The sequence below is a fragment of the Kutzneria kofuensis genome, assembly GCF_014203355.1.
GTDB lineage: Bacteria > Actinomycetota > Actinomycetes > Mycobacteriales > Pseudonocardiaceae > Kutzneria > Kutzneria kofuensis.
Genome location: NZ_JACHIR010000001.1, coordinates 5,396,577 through 5,412,844, shown reverse-complemented (window position 1 = coordinate 5,412,844; position 16,268 = coordinate 5,396,577). Strand labels below are relative to the sequence as shown.

At 71.7% G+C, this 16,268-nt stretch carries 15 protein-coding genes; 3 read left to right on the top strand and 12 right to left on the bottom strand.

The genetic code is table 11. The features are described from left to right. Positions 1-7: 7 nt before the first annotated feature. Positions 8-811: a hypothetical protein gene (locus BJ998_RS25070; protein ID WP_184865387.1), complete on the bottom strand. Its 804-nt coding sequence runs from the start codon at positions 809-811 to the stop codon at positions 8-10. Positions 812-869: 58 nt separating this feature from the next. Here BJ998_RS25070 and BJ998_RS25065 point away from each other — a divergent pair, with 58 nt between their 5' ends. Then, complete coding sequence (locus BJ998_RS25065; protein ID WP_184865385.1) at positions 870-1,466, top strand: serine/threonine kinase C-terminal domain-containing protein; 597 nt, start codon at positions 870-872, stop codon at positions 1,464-1,466. Here the strand turns inward: BJ998_RS25065 and prmC are convergent. The 5 genes from prmC to rpmE all read right to left on the bottom strand — a co-directional run bounded on the left by prmC (position 1,447) and on the right by rpmE (position 6,108). Beyond that, positions 1,447-2,337: a peptide chain release factor N(5)-glutamine methyltransferase gene (gene prmC, locus BJ998_RS25060; RefSeq protein WP_184865383.1), complete on the bottom strand. Its 891-nt coding sequence runs from the start codon at positions 2,335-2,337 to the stop codon at positions 1,447-1,449. The genes BJ998_RS25065 and prmC overlap by 20 nt on opposite strands. After that, entirely contained in the window at positions 2,330-3,415 is a 1,086-nt protein-coding gene (gene prfA / locus BJ998_RS25055; protein WP_184865381.1) for a peptide chain release factor 1, read from the bottom strand. The genes prmC and prfA overlap by 8 nt, the downstream gene beginning before the upstream one ends. Positions 3,416-3,429: 14 nt before the next feature. Then, entirely contained in the window at positions 3,430-4,068 is a 639-nt protein-coding gene (locus BJ998_RS25050; protein ID WP_184865380.1) for a LuxR family transcriptional regulator, read from the bottom strand. Then, the gene (locus BJ998_RS25045) at positions 4,068-5,414 is read right to left on the bottom strand and encodes a sensor histidine kinase (protein ID WP_184865378.1); all 1,347 of its coding nucleotides are present in this window, start codon (positions 5,412-5,414) and stop codon (positions 4,068-4,070) included. The genes BJ998_RS25050 and BJ998_RS25045 overlap by 1 nt, the downstream gene beginning before the upstream one ends. A gap of 481 nt (positions 5,415-5,895) precedes the next feature. Beyond that, positions 5,896-6,108 (bottom strand): 50S ribosomal protein L31, encoded by a 213-nt coding sequence (gene rpmE, locus BJ998_RS25040; protein WP_184865376.1) that lies wholly within the window; start codon positions 6,106-6,108, stop codon positions 5,896-5,898. A 235-nt stretch (positions 6,109-6,343) separates the two neighbouring features. Between rpmE and BJ998_RS25035 the strand changes: the two genes are divergently transcribed. Both BJ998_RS25035 and BJ998_RS25030 read left to right on the top strand, forming a co-directional pair. After that, positions 6,344-6,751 (top strand): hypothetical protein, encoded by a 408-nt coding sequence (locus BJ998_RS25035; RefSeq protein WP_184865374.1) that lies wholly within the window; start codon positions 6,344-6,346, stop codon positions 6,749-6,751. Positions 6,752-6,860: 109 nt separating this feature from the next. Beyond that, the gene (locus tag BJ998_RS25030; RefSeq protein ID WP_312890319.1) at positions 6,861-7,352 is read left to right on the top strand and encodes a CHAP domain-containing protein; all 492 of its coding nucleotides are present in this window, start codon (positions 6,861-6,863) and stop codon (positions 7,350-7,352) included. Between the two features lie 121 nt (positions 7,353-7,473). Here the strand turns inward: BJ998_RS25030 and rho are convergent, their stop codons facing one another. The 6 genes from rho to argS form a co-directional block, all read right to left on the bottom strand. After that, positions 7,474-9,528 carry a transcription termination factor Rho gene (gene rho / locus BJ998_RS25025; protein ID WP_184865372.1) on the bottom strand — a complete coding sequence of 685 codons (2,055 nt, stop codon included), beginning with the start codon at positions 9,526-9,528 and terminating at the stop codon, positions 7,474-7,476. Positions 9,529-9,860: 332 nt separating this feature from the next. Further along, positions 9,861-10,736, bottom strand: a complete 876-nt coding sequence (gene thrB / locus BJ998_RS25020; RefSeq protein ID WP_184865370.1) for a homoserine kinase — start codon at positions 10,734-10,736, stop codon at positions 9,861-9,863. Further along, on the bottom strand, positions 10,733-11,803 hold the full coding sequence (gene thrC / locus BJ998_RS25015) for a threonine synthase (RefSeq protein ID WP_184865368.1): 1,071 nt from the start codon (positions 11,801-11,803) through the stop codon (positions 10,733-10,735). The genes thrB and thrC overlap by 4 nt, the downstream gene beginning before the upstream one ends. Continuing rightward, the gene (locus BJ998_RS25010; protein WP_312890318.1) at positions 11,800-13,092 is read right to left on the bottom strand and encodes a homoserine dehydrogenase; all 1,293 of its coding nucleotides are present in this window, start codon (positions 13,090-13,092) and stop codon (positions 11,800-11,802) included. The genes thrC and BJ998_RS25010 overlap by 4 nt, the downstream gene beginning before the upstream one ends. Before the next feature lie 2 nt (positions 13,093-13,094). Continuing rightward, the gene (gene lysA, locus BJ998_RS25005) at positions 13,095-14,519 is read right to left on the bottom strand and encodes a diaminopimelate decarboxylase (RefSeq protein ID WP_184865366.1); all 1,425 of its coding nucleotides are present in this window, start codon (positions 14,517-14,519) and stop codon (positions 13,095-13,097) included. Between the two features lie 4 nt (positions 14,520-14,523). Then, a complete protein-coding gene (argS, locus tag BJ998_RS25000; RefSeq protein ID WP_184865364.1) occupies positions 14,524-16,191 on the bottom strand; it encodes an arginine--tRNA ligase in 1,668 nt (555 codons plus the stop codon). Positions 16,192-16,268: the final 77 nt, after the last annotated feature.

Below are 16,268 nucleotides of genomic sequence, written 5' to 3'. Positions count from 1 at the left end.
GTTGCGGCTATCGGCTCAGGGCACGCAGTTGCCACCGCTGCCGGCGGTACGTGTAGACCGCATAGAAGATCGCCGCCGCGCCGATCACCTCTCCCGCGACGACAAGCGGCCAACTGCCCAGCAGTCCGCCGACGATGATCGGCACCACCCCGAACAGGCCGGCGACACCGCCGAGGAAGCCGGCGTTGCGGGGAGCGGTCCAGATCCACTCCCGGCCGGACCGCACCTCCTCCAGCAGCGAGCGGGCGGCGGCCAGCAACTCGGCGTCGTCGGTGCCGGAGACCGCCACCCGCCGGGCCAGGTCCTCGCACTGCTCCAGCTGCTTGACGTCACCGATGAGCAGCCGGCCGTCACCGGTCTCGGTCCGCACCTCGACGGTACGGGCCAGCAGCGCGACGGCGAGGTAGTAGCCGATGACCGGGTCGCCCTTGCGGGTGCGGGCAAGCACGTCCAGTTCCGCGACGGCGGTCTCGGCCTGGCCGAGGGCGGCGCGCACCAACGCCAGCCCGAGAATGGCGAGGATGGACAGCGGGGCGACGAGAAGGGCCCGCTGGAACTGGGATTCGGCGGTGGCCCAGTCCCGCCGGGCCACGGCCACGTCGCCCAGAGCCACGTAGTCGTTGCCGTCGCCGCGAACCCGGCACGCCTCCTCGAACAGCGTCTGCGCCCGGGCCAGGTCGCCGGTCTCCATGGCCAGCCAGCCCTGCGCGAACGGGTCCTCCGGACGCGACGACCGCAGCCCCGCCGGCACCAGCCGCCACTTGGTGGAGATGTCCTTCCACTCCCGGCTGGCCTGCCACTCGTTGCCCATCCGCGGCCCTCGCTCAGTAGGCTTGGTTCGGCTCGCATTCTTCCGGACGGGGAGGGCCGTGCGCACTCCACTACAGCTGGCGCTGGTCGCGGCGGTCGGCTACCTCGTCGCGGGCGGCCTCATCGGCGTGGCGCTGCTGGCCTCGCACGGCACTGCCGCCGTCGCCGGCATCCCCGCCGCCGTTCCGGCGCCGAGCTCGACCGCGCCGACCGGCCCGCCGAAGGGATTTCAGCAGGTCAGCGGCCCGTCCGGGCTGGTGACCGTGATCCCGGACGGCTGGAAGATCAGCTCCATCCGCAACGGCTTCCAGGCCGACGACCCGCGCAACGGCGGCGCCAGCGGCCGGTTCGTGCGCTACCAGGGCGTGGCCGGCGAGGCCGACCTCTACACCTGGCTCACCGCGTACGAGAAGCAGTCCTGGTCCACCCAGCCGGGTTACCAGCGGGTGCAGATGAGCCAGCAGAAGTACCTGAACAACCCGGCCGTGCTGTGGGAGTTCACCTACGCCCTGAACGGCGCGCCGCGGCACGTGAAGATCCTGTACTGGAACGCCGGGGGCACCCAGTATGACGTCTACGCCTCGGCCCCGGCGGCCGACTGGGCGCAGACGTCGCCCCTCTTCGACGCGATGGTGGCTAACTCCGCCGTGCGGTAGCGAAACGGGGCCGGCCGGCCAGGTCGTTGTGGTCCACGACATCGGTCAGCACCCGCCGTGACGCCAGCAACGCCGGCACGGACTCGCCCTGCGTGTCGTCGTGCTCGATGGCGACGCCGCCGCCGGGGGCGAGCAGTCGCGCGGCCAGCGTGACGACGTGCCGGATGACGTCCAGGCCGTCGCCGCCGGAGAACACGGCCTGCACGGGGTCGTGGTCGGCGACCTCGGGCGGCACCACGGTTCCCATTGGCACGTAAGGGGGATTGCACAGCACGAGGTCGACGGAACCGTCCAGTTCGGACAGTACGCCGGGGGCGGTGACGTCGGCGGCGTGCAGTCGGATCGGGGTGTCGCCGGCGGCGACCTGCTTGTCGGCGTTGCGCCGCGCCCAGGCCAGCGCGGACCGGTCCATCTCCACCGCGTGCACGACGGCGTCCGGCCGGCAATGCGCCATCGCCAACGCCAAAGCGGCCGAGCCGGTGCACAGGTCGACCACCACTGGGCGCTTGCCAGAAGATCGAGCACTGCCCTGCAGCTGGGCCAAACCCCATTCCAGCAGCAGCTCGGTCTCCGGCCGTGGCACGAAAACGCCGGGACCGACGTCCACTGTGATCGGTCCCAGCGGGGCCCAGCCCAGCAGGTGCTGCAACGGAATCCGCTTGGCCCGCTGGTGCACGAGCTTGCCGATGCCGTCGATCACCTGCGGGTCGACCAGCGGCACCAGCGGCAGCTTCATCCGCTCCACGCCGACGACGTGTGCGGCGATCTCCTCGGCGTCGAACCGCGCGCTGTCGATGCCCGCGGCGGCCAGAATCCGCTCAGCGTCGAGGATGGCCAGCCGCAGCGGCTGCCGGTGGCGCACGTCAGCCATTGCCGCCCACCGCGGCCAGCCGCTCCGCGCGGTCGGCCTCGGCCAGCGCGTCCAGCAGCGGGTCCAGATCGCCGGTGAGGACCTGGTCCAGGTTGTGCGCCTTGTAGTTGATCCGGTGGTCGGAGATCCGGTTCTCCGGGAAGTTGTACGTGCGGATCCGCTCCGAGCGGTCCACCGTGCGGACCTGGCTGCGCCGGTTCGCCGACGCCTCCAGCTGTGCCTTCTCCTCGGCCATGGCCTGCAGCCGGGACTGCAGCACCTCCATGGCGCGGGCCTTGTTCTGCAGCTGCGACCGCTCGTTCTGGCAGGACACCACGATGCCGGTGGGCAGGTGCGTGATGCGGACCGCCGAGTCGGTGGTGTTGACGCTCTGGCCGCCGTGCCCGGACGAGCGGAACACGTCCACCCGCAGGTCCTTCTCGTCGATCTCGATCTCGACGTCCTCGACCTCGGGGTAGACCAGCACGCCGGCCGCGGAGGTGTGGATGCGGCCCTGCGACTCGGTCACCGGCACCCGCTGCACGCGGTGCACGCCGCCCTCGAACTTCAGCCGCGCCCACACGCCGTCGAGGTCGCCGGCCTTCGACTTGAACACGAGCGTGGCGTCCTTGTAGCCGCCCAGGTCGGAGTCGGTGGCGTCGAGCATCTCGGCCTTCCAGCCATGCCGCTCGGCGTACCGCAGGTACATCCGCACCAGGTCGGAGGCGAACAGCGCGGACTCCTCGCCGCCCTCCCCCGACTTGACCTCCATGACGACGTCGGAGCCGTCGTGCGGGTCGCGCGGCAGCAGCAGCTCGGTCAGCCTCTGCTCCAGCTCGGGCACCCGCTCCCGCAGCTCGTCGGCCTCGGCGGCGAACGCCGCGTCCTCGTCCGCCAGCTCCTCGGCCGCGCTGATGTCGTTGCGCACCTGCTCCAGCTCGCGGATCGTGCGCGCCACCGGCGTCAGCTCGGCGTAGCGGCGCCCGAGCTTGCGGGCCGTCGCCTGATCGGCGTGCACCGAGGGGTCGGCGAGCCGCTCCTCCAGCTCGACGTACTCGGACAGCAGCGCCTCGAGGGCCTCAGGGACGGGTCTGGTCACACCGCCTAGTGTGCCTAACGGCTCGAGCTCCCACCCGATCGGGCCAGCGCGACGGCCTCCAGCTGGGAGCCGACCTCCAGCTTGGCCAGGATCGACCGGATCTGGCTGCGCACCGTCGCCACCGACACGACGAACTCCTCGGCCACCTTCGCGGCCCGCTGACCTGCGGCAAGCCGGTCCAGCACCTCGCGCTCGCGAACCGTCAGCCGGTCCAGCAGCCGGGTCCGGTCCTGGTCGCCGCGGTGGAGTTCGTACAGCTCGCGACGCTCCTGCTCGGACAGCATCGACCTGCCGTTCACGGCGGCGGCCGCGGCCTGCACGAGCTGCTCGAACGGCGCCGACTTGGACACCCAGCCGATCGCGCCGGCCACCACCGCGGCGGCGATCCGGTTGCGGCTGGACGAGCCCGTCACCACCAGCACCTGCCAGCCGGCCGCCTTGAGCGGCAGCACCAGGTCGGCGCCGTCCACGTCGAGGCCGAGGTCCATGTCCAGCAGCGCCAGGCCGCGCTCGCCGGACTCCGCCTCGGCGATGATCTCCGCCTCGGACGTGACCGGGCAGCGGCGGGCCGGAATGCCCTGTCCCCGCAACGCCAACACCAGTGAGGTGGCCACGATCGCGTGATCGTCGATCACCAGAACGGGTGGCTTCATCACGGGCGGCCCGCAGGCACGGCCAGTGCCGCGACGGTGCCGTGGCCGTCGACGCCGGGCCGCAGCGAGAGCGATCCGCCGGACGCGCCGACCAGTTGCTGGCTGAGGTGCAACCCGAGCCCGCTGCCGCCGCGGGTCCGGTCGTGCACGCCGCGCCGGAACACCTTGCCGCGTACCTCCGGCGCCAGGCCGGGGCCGTCGTCACGCACCTCGACGTGCACGCTGCGGCCGTTCGCGCGCGCCTTGACCTGCACCTTCGCCCCGGGCGCGTGCCGCTCGCAGTTGGCCAGCAGATTGGTCACGACCTGGGCGAACGCGTCGGCCGGCATCGTCGTGCGCAGCCCGGGCTCCACGTCCAGCTCGACGTCGAGGCCGTTGGTGCGGCGCAGCGTGACGATCCTGGTGAGCACCGGATCGACCGCGCAGCCCGGCGGCTCGGAGCGCTGGTCGAGCAGGTTGCGCAGGCGGCCGATCTCCTCGCGGACGGCCTCGCTGAGCAGCTCCCGGTCGTCCTTGCCGGCGTGGCTGAGCACGTGGGTCATGCCGTCCAGGCCGGCCAGCACGTTGTGCAGCTCGTGGTCCAACTCGGCGATGCGGTCGACGCGCAGCTGCGAGGTGGAGAAACGCTCGCGCAGGCTGCGGGCCAGCGCCGCGCACATGATGACCGCGCCGAGCAGCCGCAGGCTCATGCTGCCCAGGCCGAGGTTGCCGGTCTCGCGCAGCACCTGGGCGACGGCGACGATGAGCATGCCGCCGCCGAACCGGTACGCGAGCGGCAGCCGGTTGCGCAGGCCGTAGTACATGTAGACGGCGGAGATGCCGGTCCATGCGACGATGAGCACGCGCACGAGCGCGCCGGTCACGATCAGCGCCTCGTTCAGCGGCGGCGTTGCCACGATCATCATGGCCAGCGCGACGCTCGTGACGACGCCGAGCAGGCTGCCCTGCCAGCCCGTCGTCCATGCCGGCTGGCGCGGGACGAGCGCGAAGGTCATCAGCACGAGGAAGACCAGGGCGCCGCTCGCCCGCAGCACGCTCATCAGGTGATCGGCGCTGTCGCCGGTGAACGCGACGACCGTGGCCGGCAGCACGACCAGCGCGTAGACCGTTACGGCGGCGGCCAGACCGGCGATACCTCTGCTGTCGTCGAGTCTGGACAGCATGAAGGCCGCGAGGGAGCCGAAGGCTGTGAGGCCGGCGACCAGGAGCACGATCACCAGCTGGCCGGACTGGTCCGGGATCAGCGTGCGGGCCGGGGAGAGGTTGACCGCGAGCGCCGCCACCGCCGTCAGCACGACGGTGATGCGGGACGCGGGTATCCGTGCCCACCATGCCTGCCCTGTCATGCGCAGCCCCCTGCCCACAACGTCGGCGCGGTCGTGGGAGAGCGACCGCTTGATGATGATTCAACCAACCGGCCTATCGAGCGGCCGGCCGGACGCGTTATCCGGCATCCGGGTATGAATCTCGGTCACCGAAACATCCGTGATCTCGTTACTTGGCAACCGTTAGCGTCGAATACCCAATTTTGACGATGAGCGGGCGGGGGCGCCAGGAGCAGTCTTGGTGCCGTCGAAACCCGCCGGGGTCCGGGAGAGCCCCCGGTGGGGCGATGCGAGACCGTGGCGGCGTCGGTAGCCCCCAGCCGGCGCCGTCCCGGCGTACGAACACATTCCCAGCACGAACACGGCACCACCGCGCCCGCATCCGTGCGGGCAGGGCCGGGCCCGGAGCACCCCCAGATCCGGGCCGAGTCACCACGCGAGAGGGCCCCGCAGCCAGTGGCTACGGGGCCCTCTAGACGTTTGCTTCGTCAGATCTCGGATGTCACTTCTTGCGCTTGCCGTAGCGCGCCTCGAAGCGGGCGACCCGGCCACCGGTGTCCAGGATCTTCTGCTTGCCCGTGTAGAACGGGTGGCAGTTGGAGCAGACCTCGACGTGGATCGCGCCCGAGCTCTTGGTGCTGTGAGTCGTGAAGGTGTTGCCGCAACCGCAGGTCACGGTGGTCTCCACGTACTCCGGGTGAATGCCGGCCTTCATCCTTGCTTCCTCTCATCGGCGGCCGCCGGGTCCCCGTGGCTGGTGCTGGGGTGAACCGGAGCCTGACTCGACCGTCCATTCTGCCAGACGGCCCGACACCTGCTGAAACAGGCCGGGGGGCGGGTTTGTTCCCCACCGACCACTCGCCGCTCGCGACGGCCCGCTGAGCGCTGCCGGCGACCCTTTTGCCGACCTCACCCGCCCGCCGAATGGCCTATTCGCCACACTGTGCCCCGTGTCGTGCGCACTGGACGCCTGCTCGCCGGCGCGGCCGCTGCCGGTCGCGCTCTGGCTGACCGTGCCGGTGCTGTTCACGGCCACGGTGCTGGGCCTGGTCGGCGGCGCCAGCCTGGCGCTGGGCGTCGGCGACGGCATGGAGCCGCTGTCCGCGCCGGTGTTCGGGGCGGCGGCCGGGGTGACGGCGGCGCTGCATTCCGGCGTGGCATGGGGCCGGCGGGAGCGGCTGCGCCGGATCGCGCGCGGCTACCCCGTGCTCGTGCTGGTCACGGGAATCGCCCTGAGCTGGGCGTCGCTGCCCAGCCTGGTCGGCGTCGCGATCGGCGTGCCGGCGGCCATCGCGACGGTCGCGGTCTGCGTGTGGGAGCGCTCGGACTACCAACTTTCGTCTGACCACGGGGCGTGACCAGGCGCTCGCGTTTCCGGTCACGGCAATCGCCGGTGACGTGTCCTCGGTCACGCCCATAGCGTCGTGCGCAGCTCGTCAAGAACTCACTTTCTCAAGGGGTCACGACGTGAACAGTTTTCTGCGCACCGCGGCGAAGGCCGCGTTAGCCGTCACCTTGTCCGTCACCGCGATCAGCGCCGTCCCGCTGGCCGCCGCCTCCGCCGCGCCCGCGGTCGTCGCCGCGCCCATGTCGGCCGGCGACGGCACCGCCGCCGGCGCCGTCGCCTGGTACAAGGCGCACAACGGCAGCACCGCCTACCAGGGCTACTGCGAGAAGGCCGCCGAGAACGCCTACGGCACCACCGGCGTGTGGGCCTCGGCCAACGCGCACTGGAACGGCGCCTCCCCCAAGCACCCCGGCGACAAGAACCCGCCGCTCGGGGCCTTCGTCTACTGGGACATCAGCGCCTACGGCCACGTCGGCATCTCCGACGGCGCCGGTGGCTTCTGGGCCACCAGCGTCAACAGCAAGATCGGCCACGTCACCAAGGCCATGGGCGGCGTCAACTACTTCAACAACTACCGCGGCTGGACCCCGGCCGCGGTCCCGCGTCACTGACCAGCCACCGGGACATCCCTCGTCCCGTCACCCGGGGACCACACGCCCCCCGCAATGGGTCCCCGAACACGAGGAAGGGCCTTTCCCCTCGGGGAAAGGCCCTTCCTTCGTGGTTACGACATCAGTCCGAGTCGCCGTTGCTGCCCGGTGTGGTCTTCGCCACCTGCATCAGGAACTCGATGTTGGTGCGGCTCTTGCGCAGCCGGTCCAGCAGCAGGTCGATGGCCTGCTGGCTGTCCAGGGCGTGCAGCACGCGGCGCAGCTTGTGCATCACGGCCAGCTCGTCCGGCGGGAGCAGCAGCTCCTCCTTGCGGGTGCCGGACGGGTCGACGTCGACGGCGGGGAAGACCCGCTTGTCGGCGATGCGCCGGTCCAGCTTGAGCTCGGCGTTGCCGGTGCCCTTGAACTCCTCGAAGATGACCGTGTCCATGGTCGACCCGGTCTCCACCAGCGCGGTCGCGAAGATGGTCAGCGAGCCGCCACCCTCGATGTTGCGCGCGGCGCCGAGGAAGCGCTTCGGCGGGTACAGCGCCGTCGAGTCGACACCACCGGACAGGATGCGGCCCGACGCCGGCGCGGCCAGGTTGTAGGCGCGGCCGAGACGGGTGATCGAGTCCAGCAGCACGACCACGTCGTGCCCCATCTCCACCAGGCGCTTGGCCCGCTCGATGGACAGCTCGGCCACGGAGGTGTGGTCGCCCGGCGGGCGGTCGAAGGTGGAGGCGATGACCTCGCCCTTCACCGACCGCTGCATGTCGGTGACCTCTTCCGGACGCTCGTCCACGAGGACGACCATCAGGTGGCACTCCGGGTTGTTCGTGGTGATCGCGTTGGCGATCGACTGGAGCACCGAGGTCTTGCCGGCCTTGGGCGGCGACACGATGAGCGCGCGCTGGCCCTTGCCGACCGGCATCACCAGGTCGATGACGCGGGTGGTGAGGATGTGCGGCTCGGTCTCCAGGCGCAGGCGCTCGTTCGGGTAGAGCGGCGTGAGCTTGGTGAACTCCGGCCGGTTGCGCACCTGGTCGGGCTCGAGCCCGTTGATGGTGTCCACCCGGACCAGCGGGTTGAACTTCTGCCGCTGCTGCTCGCCCTCGCGCGGCTGGCGCACCGCGCCGGTGATGTTGTCGCCGCGGCGCAGGCCGTACTTGCGCACCAGCGACAGCGACACGTACACGTCGTTCGGGCCGGCCAGGTAGCCGGAGGTGCGCACGAAGGCGTAGTTCTCCAGCACGTCCAGGATGCCGGCGACGGGCAGCAGGACGTCGTCCTCGCGCACCTCGGTGTCGCCGCCGCCCTGGCCGCGCTCGGCGCCGTCGCGGCCGCGCCTGCGGTCGCGGAACCGGCGCCCGCGGCGGCCGCCGCGCTCGTCGTCGTCGTCCTGCTGGCGGTTGTCCGGCCGGTTGTTCTGCTGCCGGTCGCCGCGGTCGTTGCGGTCACCGCGGTCGTTGCGGTCGCCGCGCTGGCGGTCGCCCCGGTCGCGCTGCTGCTCGTTGCGGTCGCCCTGCTGGCGCTCGCCCCGCTGCTCGTTGCGGTCGTGCTGACGCTCGCCGCCCTGCTGGCGGTCCTGGCGCTCGCCCTGCTGGCGCTCGCCCGACTGCTGCTGGCCGGCGGACTGGTCGGAGCTGTCCGGAGCGCCGGCGGGGCGGCCGGCGGCGCGACGGCGCCGGTTGTTGCGGCGGCCGCCCTCCTCCTCGCTCTGCCGGGGCGCGGGCGCGGTCTCCGCAAGGGCCCCGCCGGTCGACTCAGCGGTGGCGGCCGGAGCGGCCTCGACGGGGGCGGGCGGGGCCTCGGCCTTGGCGGACTCGACCTTCGGGGAGTCGGCCTTCTTGGCGTCGGCGGCGCGGGACTTGTCCGAGGTACGGCGGGCAGGCTTGGACGCGGTGACGCCGGTCAGCGGCAGTTCGGCGGTCTCGGCGCGACCGCCGGCAGACCCCTGGCGCTCCTTGATCGCGGCGATCAGGTCACCCTTGCGCATGCCCGCGGTGCCGCTGATGTTGAGTTGACCGGCGAGCTCGCGCAGTTCCGCGAGCACCATGCCGGACAGTCCTGCGCGGCGCTTCGTGGTGGTCAGCGGGGTCTCCTTGGATTCGGTACGGGGGGCAGGAGCCGAGTCCTGCTGGGAACCCGGCGCGGCGGGCACCGCGTCGCTGCCCAAGAGATCGGTGTTGCTCACACATGTCCTTCCTGACCGGTCCGAGCCTCCTACTTGGACCAGCTGGCGCCGTCCCGAAAGCTGAACGGCGCGGTCGCCCGTGAGCGGGCCGGAAACCCGCGAACACGGGACTTGTCGGTCACCACAGCGGCCGGGTATCCCGCCAGACGTCGACTACAGACGTTCCGATCGGGAGATGCGTACCGGGACGAGTGCCCGGGCACGACACCGGCGCCCGTGCGCTCGGTGACTGATCTACCCTGAGGGTAGACGGCACGCCGCCATGGTGCAACAACCGCCCCCGGCGTGGCGCAACCTCGGGCAACACCCCCCACCTGGACTTTGTGCCGAAATCAACCGATCGGCCGAACCTGTACGCCGTCCCGGTCAATTTCCAGCCGCCGCGCGTCGAAGCCGGTCAGGTCGACCGTCGCCGGCACCTCCCGATCGCCGCTGACCAGGGTGAACACCGTCGGGCCGGCCCCGGACACGGTGGCCGGGAAGCCGGCCGCGCGCAGCGCTTCGACAACACGGATCGTGTCCGGCCAGGCCGGTTCGCGATAACCCTGGTGCAGTCGGTCCTCCGTGGCGGGCAACAGCAGTTCCGGCGCGGACGTCACGGCATGCACCGCCAGCGCTGCCCGTCCGGCCGCGAACGCGGCGTCAACATGCGGCACCTGCGCGGGAAGCAGGCCGCGGGTGGTCTTCGTCGACGACTCCGTGGCCGGAATGAACACCATGGCGTGCAGGTCGGCGTGCGGTTCCAGGCGAACGGCCCGGTAGCACTGCCCCTTCTCGCCCTCGCCCCAGGCCAGCACGAGGCCGCCGAGCAGGCTGGCCGCCGCGTTGTCGGCGTGCCCCTCGAACTCGGCCGCCAGCTGCAACGCCCGGTCATCCAACGTCTTCCCGGCCAGCGCGTAGCCCGCGGCGACGCCCGCGACCACCGCGGCGGCCGACGAGCCGAGGCCGCGGGAGTGCGGGATCGTGTTGCGGCACCGGACAATCAGGCCATCCGGCACGCCGTCGACGGCACGGACCGCCCGCACCAGCAGGTGGTCCTCGCCGAGCGGCACCTGCCCGGCGCCCTCACCCTCGACATGCACTTGCAGCCCGGAATCCGCCGCCTCGACCTCGACCTCGTCGTACAGGCCGAGCGCGATGCCCAGCGCGTCGAAGCCGGAACCCAGGTTCGCGGTGGACGCCGGCACCCGGACGTGAACCGCCCTCACACCAGCTCCAGGGCGTGCGCGACCGCGCCGGGCTCCACCGGCAGCACCTCGACCTCCGGCAGGCCCTTCAGCGCCGTGTCCGGGTCCTTCAGCCCGTGACCGGTCACGGTGCAGACCACCGTGGAACCCTTGGGCAGCCTGCCATCCTCGGCCGTCAGCAGCAGGCCGGCGACGCTCGCGGCGGAGGCCGGCTCGACGAAGACGCCCTCACGCGAGGCCAGCAACCGGTACGCGGCAAGGATCTGGTCATCGGAGACAGCGTCGATCAAACCGTCCGACTCGTTACGTGCGGCCACCGCGCCGTCCCACGACGCCGGGTTGCCGATGCGGATCGCGGTGGCGATCGTCTCCGGGTGCTTCACCGGCGTGCCCTGCACCAGCGGCGCCGCACCGGCCGCCTGGAAGCCGAACATCCTTGGCGTAGCGGCAATCACACCGTCCGCCGCGTACTCCGTGTAGCCCTTCCAGTACGCGGTGATGTTGCCGGCGTTGCCGACCGGCAGCAGGTGGACGTCCGGCGCCTTTCGGAGCACGTCGCACACCTCGAAGGCGGCGGTCTTCTGGCCCTCGATGCGGATCGGGTTGACGGAGTTGACCAGCGTGATCGGGTACTCCACCGCGGTCTTGCTGGCCAGCTCCAGGCAGTCGTCGAAGTTGCCGTCCACCTGGAGGATGCGGCAGCCGTGCGCGACCGCCTGGGCCAGCTTGCCGAGCGCGATCTTGCCGCTGGGGACGAGAACCGCGCAGGTGAGCCCGGCCTTGGCGGCGTAGGCGGCGGCCGACGCGGAGGTGTTGCCGGTGGAGGCGCAGATCACGGCCTTCGAGCCCTGCGCCACCGCCAGGCTGATCGCGGCGGTCATGCCGCGGTCCTTGAACGAGCCGGTCGGGTTCGCACCCTCCACCTTGAGGAAGACCTGGCAGCCGGTCAGCTCGGACAGGTGCCTGGCCGCCACGAGCGGCGTGCCGCCCTCGTGCAGGGTGACGATCTCGGCGTCGGCCGGCAGCGGGATGCGGTCCCGGTACGCGGCGATGACCCCCGGCCAGCCCGGACGGATGGCAGTGATCATGACTCTTCCCCTTCGACCCGCATCACGCTGACGACCTCACGGACCACCGGCAGCCCGGCGATCTTGTCCACGGTCCCGCGCAGCGCCGCGTCCGACGCGGCGTGCGTGACCACGACCAGGCTCGCGTCCACCGGGCGGCCCTCCTGGCGCACCACGGCGATGCTCACGTCGTGCTCGGCGAACACGGCGGCGACCTGGGACAGCACGCCCGGCCGGTCGGCCACGTCCAGGCTGATGTGGTAGCGGGTGCTGGCCTGGCCCATCGGGCGCACCGGCAGTTCCGCGTACGCCGACTCGCGCGGACCGCGCCCGCCGGCGACGATGTTGCGGGCCACGGCGACAAGATCGCCGAGCACGGCGCTGGCCGTCGGCGCGCCGCCCGCGCCCTGGCCGTAGAACATCAACTGGCCGGCCGCGTCCGCCTCGACGAACACCGCGTTGAACGCGCCGCCGACCGAGGCCAGCGGGTGGCTGTTGGGGATCATCGCCGGGTGCACGCGGGCGGCGACGGACTCCACGCCCTCGTCGTCGGTGACCCGCTCGCAGATCGCCAGCAGCTTCACCGTGCGGCCCAGCGCCCGCGCGGCCGCGATGTCGGCGGAGGTGACCGCCGAGATGCCCTCGCGGTGCACGTCCCCGGCGGTGACCCGGGTGTGGAACGCCAGCGAGGCCAGGATCGCCGCCTTGGACGCTGCGTCGAAGCCGTCCACGTCCGCGGTCGGGTCCGCCTCCGCGTAGCCGAGGCGGCTGGCCTCCTCCAGCGTCTCGGCGTAGCCGGCGCCGGTGGCCGACATCGCCGACAGGATGTAGTTCGTGGTCCCGTTGACGATGCCCATCACGCGGGTGATCCGGTCCCCCGCAAGGGATTCCCGCAGCGGGCGCAGCAGCGGGATGGCGCCGGCCACGGCCGCCTCGAAGTAGATGTCCGCGCCGGAGGCGTCCGCCGCCGCGTACAGCTCGGGGCCGTGCTCGGCCAGCAGCGCCTTGTTCGCCGTGACGACGGACTTGCCGGCACGCAACGCCTTCAGCAGCAGCGAGCGCACCGGCTCGATGCCGCCGATCACCTCGACGACAACGTCCACATCGGACTCGACCAGCGAGTCGGCGTCGGTGGTCAGCAGCTCGGCCGGCACCTCGCGGTGCTTGTTCGGGCGGCGCACCGCGATGCCGGTCAGCTCGACCGGCGTCCCGATCCTGGCCGCGAAGTCGTCCGCCTGGTCGGTGAGCAGCCGCGCCACCTCGGTGCCGACGGTGCCGCAGCCGAGCATCGCGACCTTGATGGGTTTCACGACTATGCCTCCAGGCGGAACAGGTCGTCCTCGGTCTCCCTGCGCAGCAGCAACCGGCTCTCGCCGTCCTTGACGGCGACGACCGCCGGACGGGGCAGCCGGTTGTAGCCGTTGGCCATGGCGTAGCAGTACGCCCCGGTCGCGGCCAGCGCGAGCAGGTCGCCCGGCGCGATGTCGGCCGGCAGCCAGCAGTCGCGCACCACCACGTCACCGGACTCGCAGTGCTTGCCCACCACGCGGGACAGCGTGGCCGGCACACCCTCGTCGACGCGGCGGGACACCAGCCGGCAGTCGTAGACGGCGTCGTACAGGGCGGTGCGGATGTTGTCGCTCATGCCGCCGTCGATGCTGACGTAGCGGCGGCCCGTGCCGCCGCCGAGCACGACGTCCTTGGTCGTGCCGACTTCGTACACGGTGACGGTGCCGGGGCCGGCGATGGCGCGGCCGGGTTCGACGGCCACGCGCGGCACTGGCAGGCCCTCGTTCTCGCACTCCTTGCGGACGATCTGACGGAGCTGCTCGGCCAACTGGCCGGGCGGCGGCGGGTCGTCGTCCGGCATGTACGCGATGCCGAGGCCGCCACCCAGGTCCACAGTGGACAGATCGGCCAGCGCGTCGTCACCATGTTCCTTGTGCAGCGCGGAAAGCAGGCCGATCACGCGGTGCGCGGCGATCTCGAAGCCGTCGGCGTCGTAGATCTGCGAGCCGATGTGGCTGTGCAGGCCGACGAGCTTGAGCCCCTCGGCCTTGAGCACCCGGCGGGCCGCCTCCGCGGCGTCGCCGCCGGCCAGCGAGAAGCCGAACTTCTGGTCCTCGTGCGCGGTGGCGATGAACTCGTGGGTGTGCGCCTCGACGCCGACCGTCACGCGGATCATCACCGCCTGCCGGACGCCGCGCCGGCGCGCGATCTCGTCCAGCCGGGCGATCTCCAGGAACGAGTCCAGCACCACGACGCCGACGCCGGCCTCGACCGCCCGGTCCAGCTCGGCGGTGGACTTGTTGTTGCCGTGCAAGGCGATCCGCTCCGGCGGGAACTCCGCGCGCAGCGCGACGGCCAGCTCGCCGCCGCTGCACACGTCCAGCCCGAGGCCCTCCTGCGCGACCCAGCGGGCGATCTCCACGGACAGGAACGCCTTGGACGCGTAGTGCACCAGCGCCGGGTCGCCGAACGCCTCCGCGTGCGTGCGGCAGCGGGTGCGGAAGTCGTCCTCGTCGACGACGAAAAGCGGCGTGCCGTACTGCTCGGCGAGGTCGCGCACGTCCACGCCGGCGAGCTCGACGACGCCGTCGTCGCGGCGGCGGGCGCCCAGCGGCCACACGGTGGCCGGCAACGCGTCGAGTTCGTCCGGAGTGGACGGTCGGGGTCCTGCGGTGTTCGCCGGCACGAGCACGTCGGCGTGACGTGGGCCGGCGGGATGGGCACGCATCGGTCTACATCCGTTCCGGGGCGGTGACACCCAGCAGGGCCAGGCCGTTGCGCAGCACCTGCTGCGTGGCGCGGAGCAGGTGCAGCTGCGGGACCGCCCGCGCCGACACCTCCTCGTCGCCCTTGGGCAACACCTGGGCGCCCTTGGTGTCGTAGTACTTGTGGAAGGCGCCGGCCAACTCCTCCAGGTACCGCGCCACCCGGTGGGGCTCGCGCAGCTCGGCGGCGGTGGCGACGACCTTGGGGAACTCGCCGATGGTGCGGATCAGCGCGCCCTCGCGGTCCATGGTCAGCAGGCTCAGGTCGGCGTCGGCCACGTCGCCGACCTCGATCTTCAGGTCGGCCGCGTTGTCCAACAGCCGCGTGATCCGGGCGTGCGCGTACTGCACGTAGTGCACCGGGTTCTCGTTGTTGGTCTTGCGCAGCAGGTCCAGGTCGATGTCCACGGCGGAGTCCACGGAGGACCGGATCAGCGAGTACCGGGCCGCGTCCACGCCGACGGCGTCGACCAGGTCCTCCAGCGTGATCACCGTGCCGGCCCGCTTGCTCATCCGCACCGGCTTGCCGTCCGAGACCAGGTTCACCATCTGGCCGATCAGCACCTCGACGGTGTCCGGGTCGTCGCCCAGCGCCGCCGCGGCCGCCTTGAGCCGGCCGATGTAGCCGTGGTGGTCCGCACCCAGCATGTAGATGCACAGGTCGAAGCCGCGCTGGCGCTTGTCCTGGAAGTAGGCGATGTCACCGGCGATGTAGGCCGGCGCGCCGTCGCTCTTGATGACGACGCGGTCCTTGTCGTCGCCGAACTCCTTGGAGCGGATCCACCAGGCGCCGTCCTGCTCGTACAGGTCGCCGGAGGCCTTCAGCCGCTCGACGGCCCGCTCCACGGCGCCCGACTCGTGCAGCGAGTTCTCGTGGAAGTACACGTCGAAGTCGGTGCCGAAGTCGTGCAGGGTCTGCTTGATCTCGTCGAACATGAGGTTGACGCCGACCTGCCGGAACGTCTCGTTCCGCTCGGCCTCGGGCAGCGACAGCACGCTCGGCTCCCGCTTGACCACCTCGGCGGCGATGTCGTTGATGTAGCCGCCGGCGTAGCCGTCCTCCGGGGCCGGCTCGCCCTTCGCGGCGGCGACCAGCGACCGGACGAACCGGTCGATCTGCGCACCCGCGTCGTTGAAGTAGTACTCCCGGGTCACGTCGGCGCCCTCGGCCTCGAGGACACGACCGAGCGCGTCGCCGACCGCGGCCCACCGGGTGCCGCCCAGGTGCACCGGGCCGGTCGGGTTCGCGGAGACGAACTCCAGGTTGATCTTCCGGCCGGCCAGCAGCGTGTTGTGGCCGTAGCCGGCGCCCGCGGTCAGCACCTCGCGCACGATCGCGCCCTGGGCGTCGGCGTCCAGCCGCAGGTTGAGGAAGCCGGGGCCGGCGACGTCGACCGCGGCGATGCCGGCCTGGCTGGTCAGCGCCTCGGCCAGCCAGCCGGCGAAGTCCCGCGGCGCCACGCCGGCCTTCTTCGCGACCTGAAGGGCCAGGTTGGTGGCGTAGTCCCCGTGCTCCGGGTTGCGGGGTCGCTCGACTGTCACCTCGGCCGGGAGCACGCCGGTGTCCAGTCCTCGGGACGTGAGGACATCGACGGCGGTGGAGCGGACGAGGTCGGCAAGAGCGGCTGGAGTCACCGGAGCAGTCTAGGAGAGCGTATCCGCACGTCGCGACGGGGTTACTCCCGTCCCGGGGTGTGGAACGGCCCTGGTCT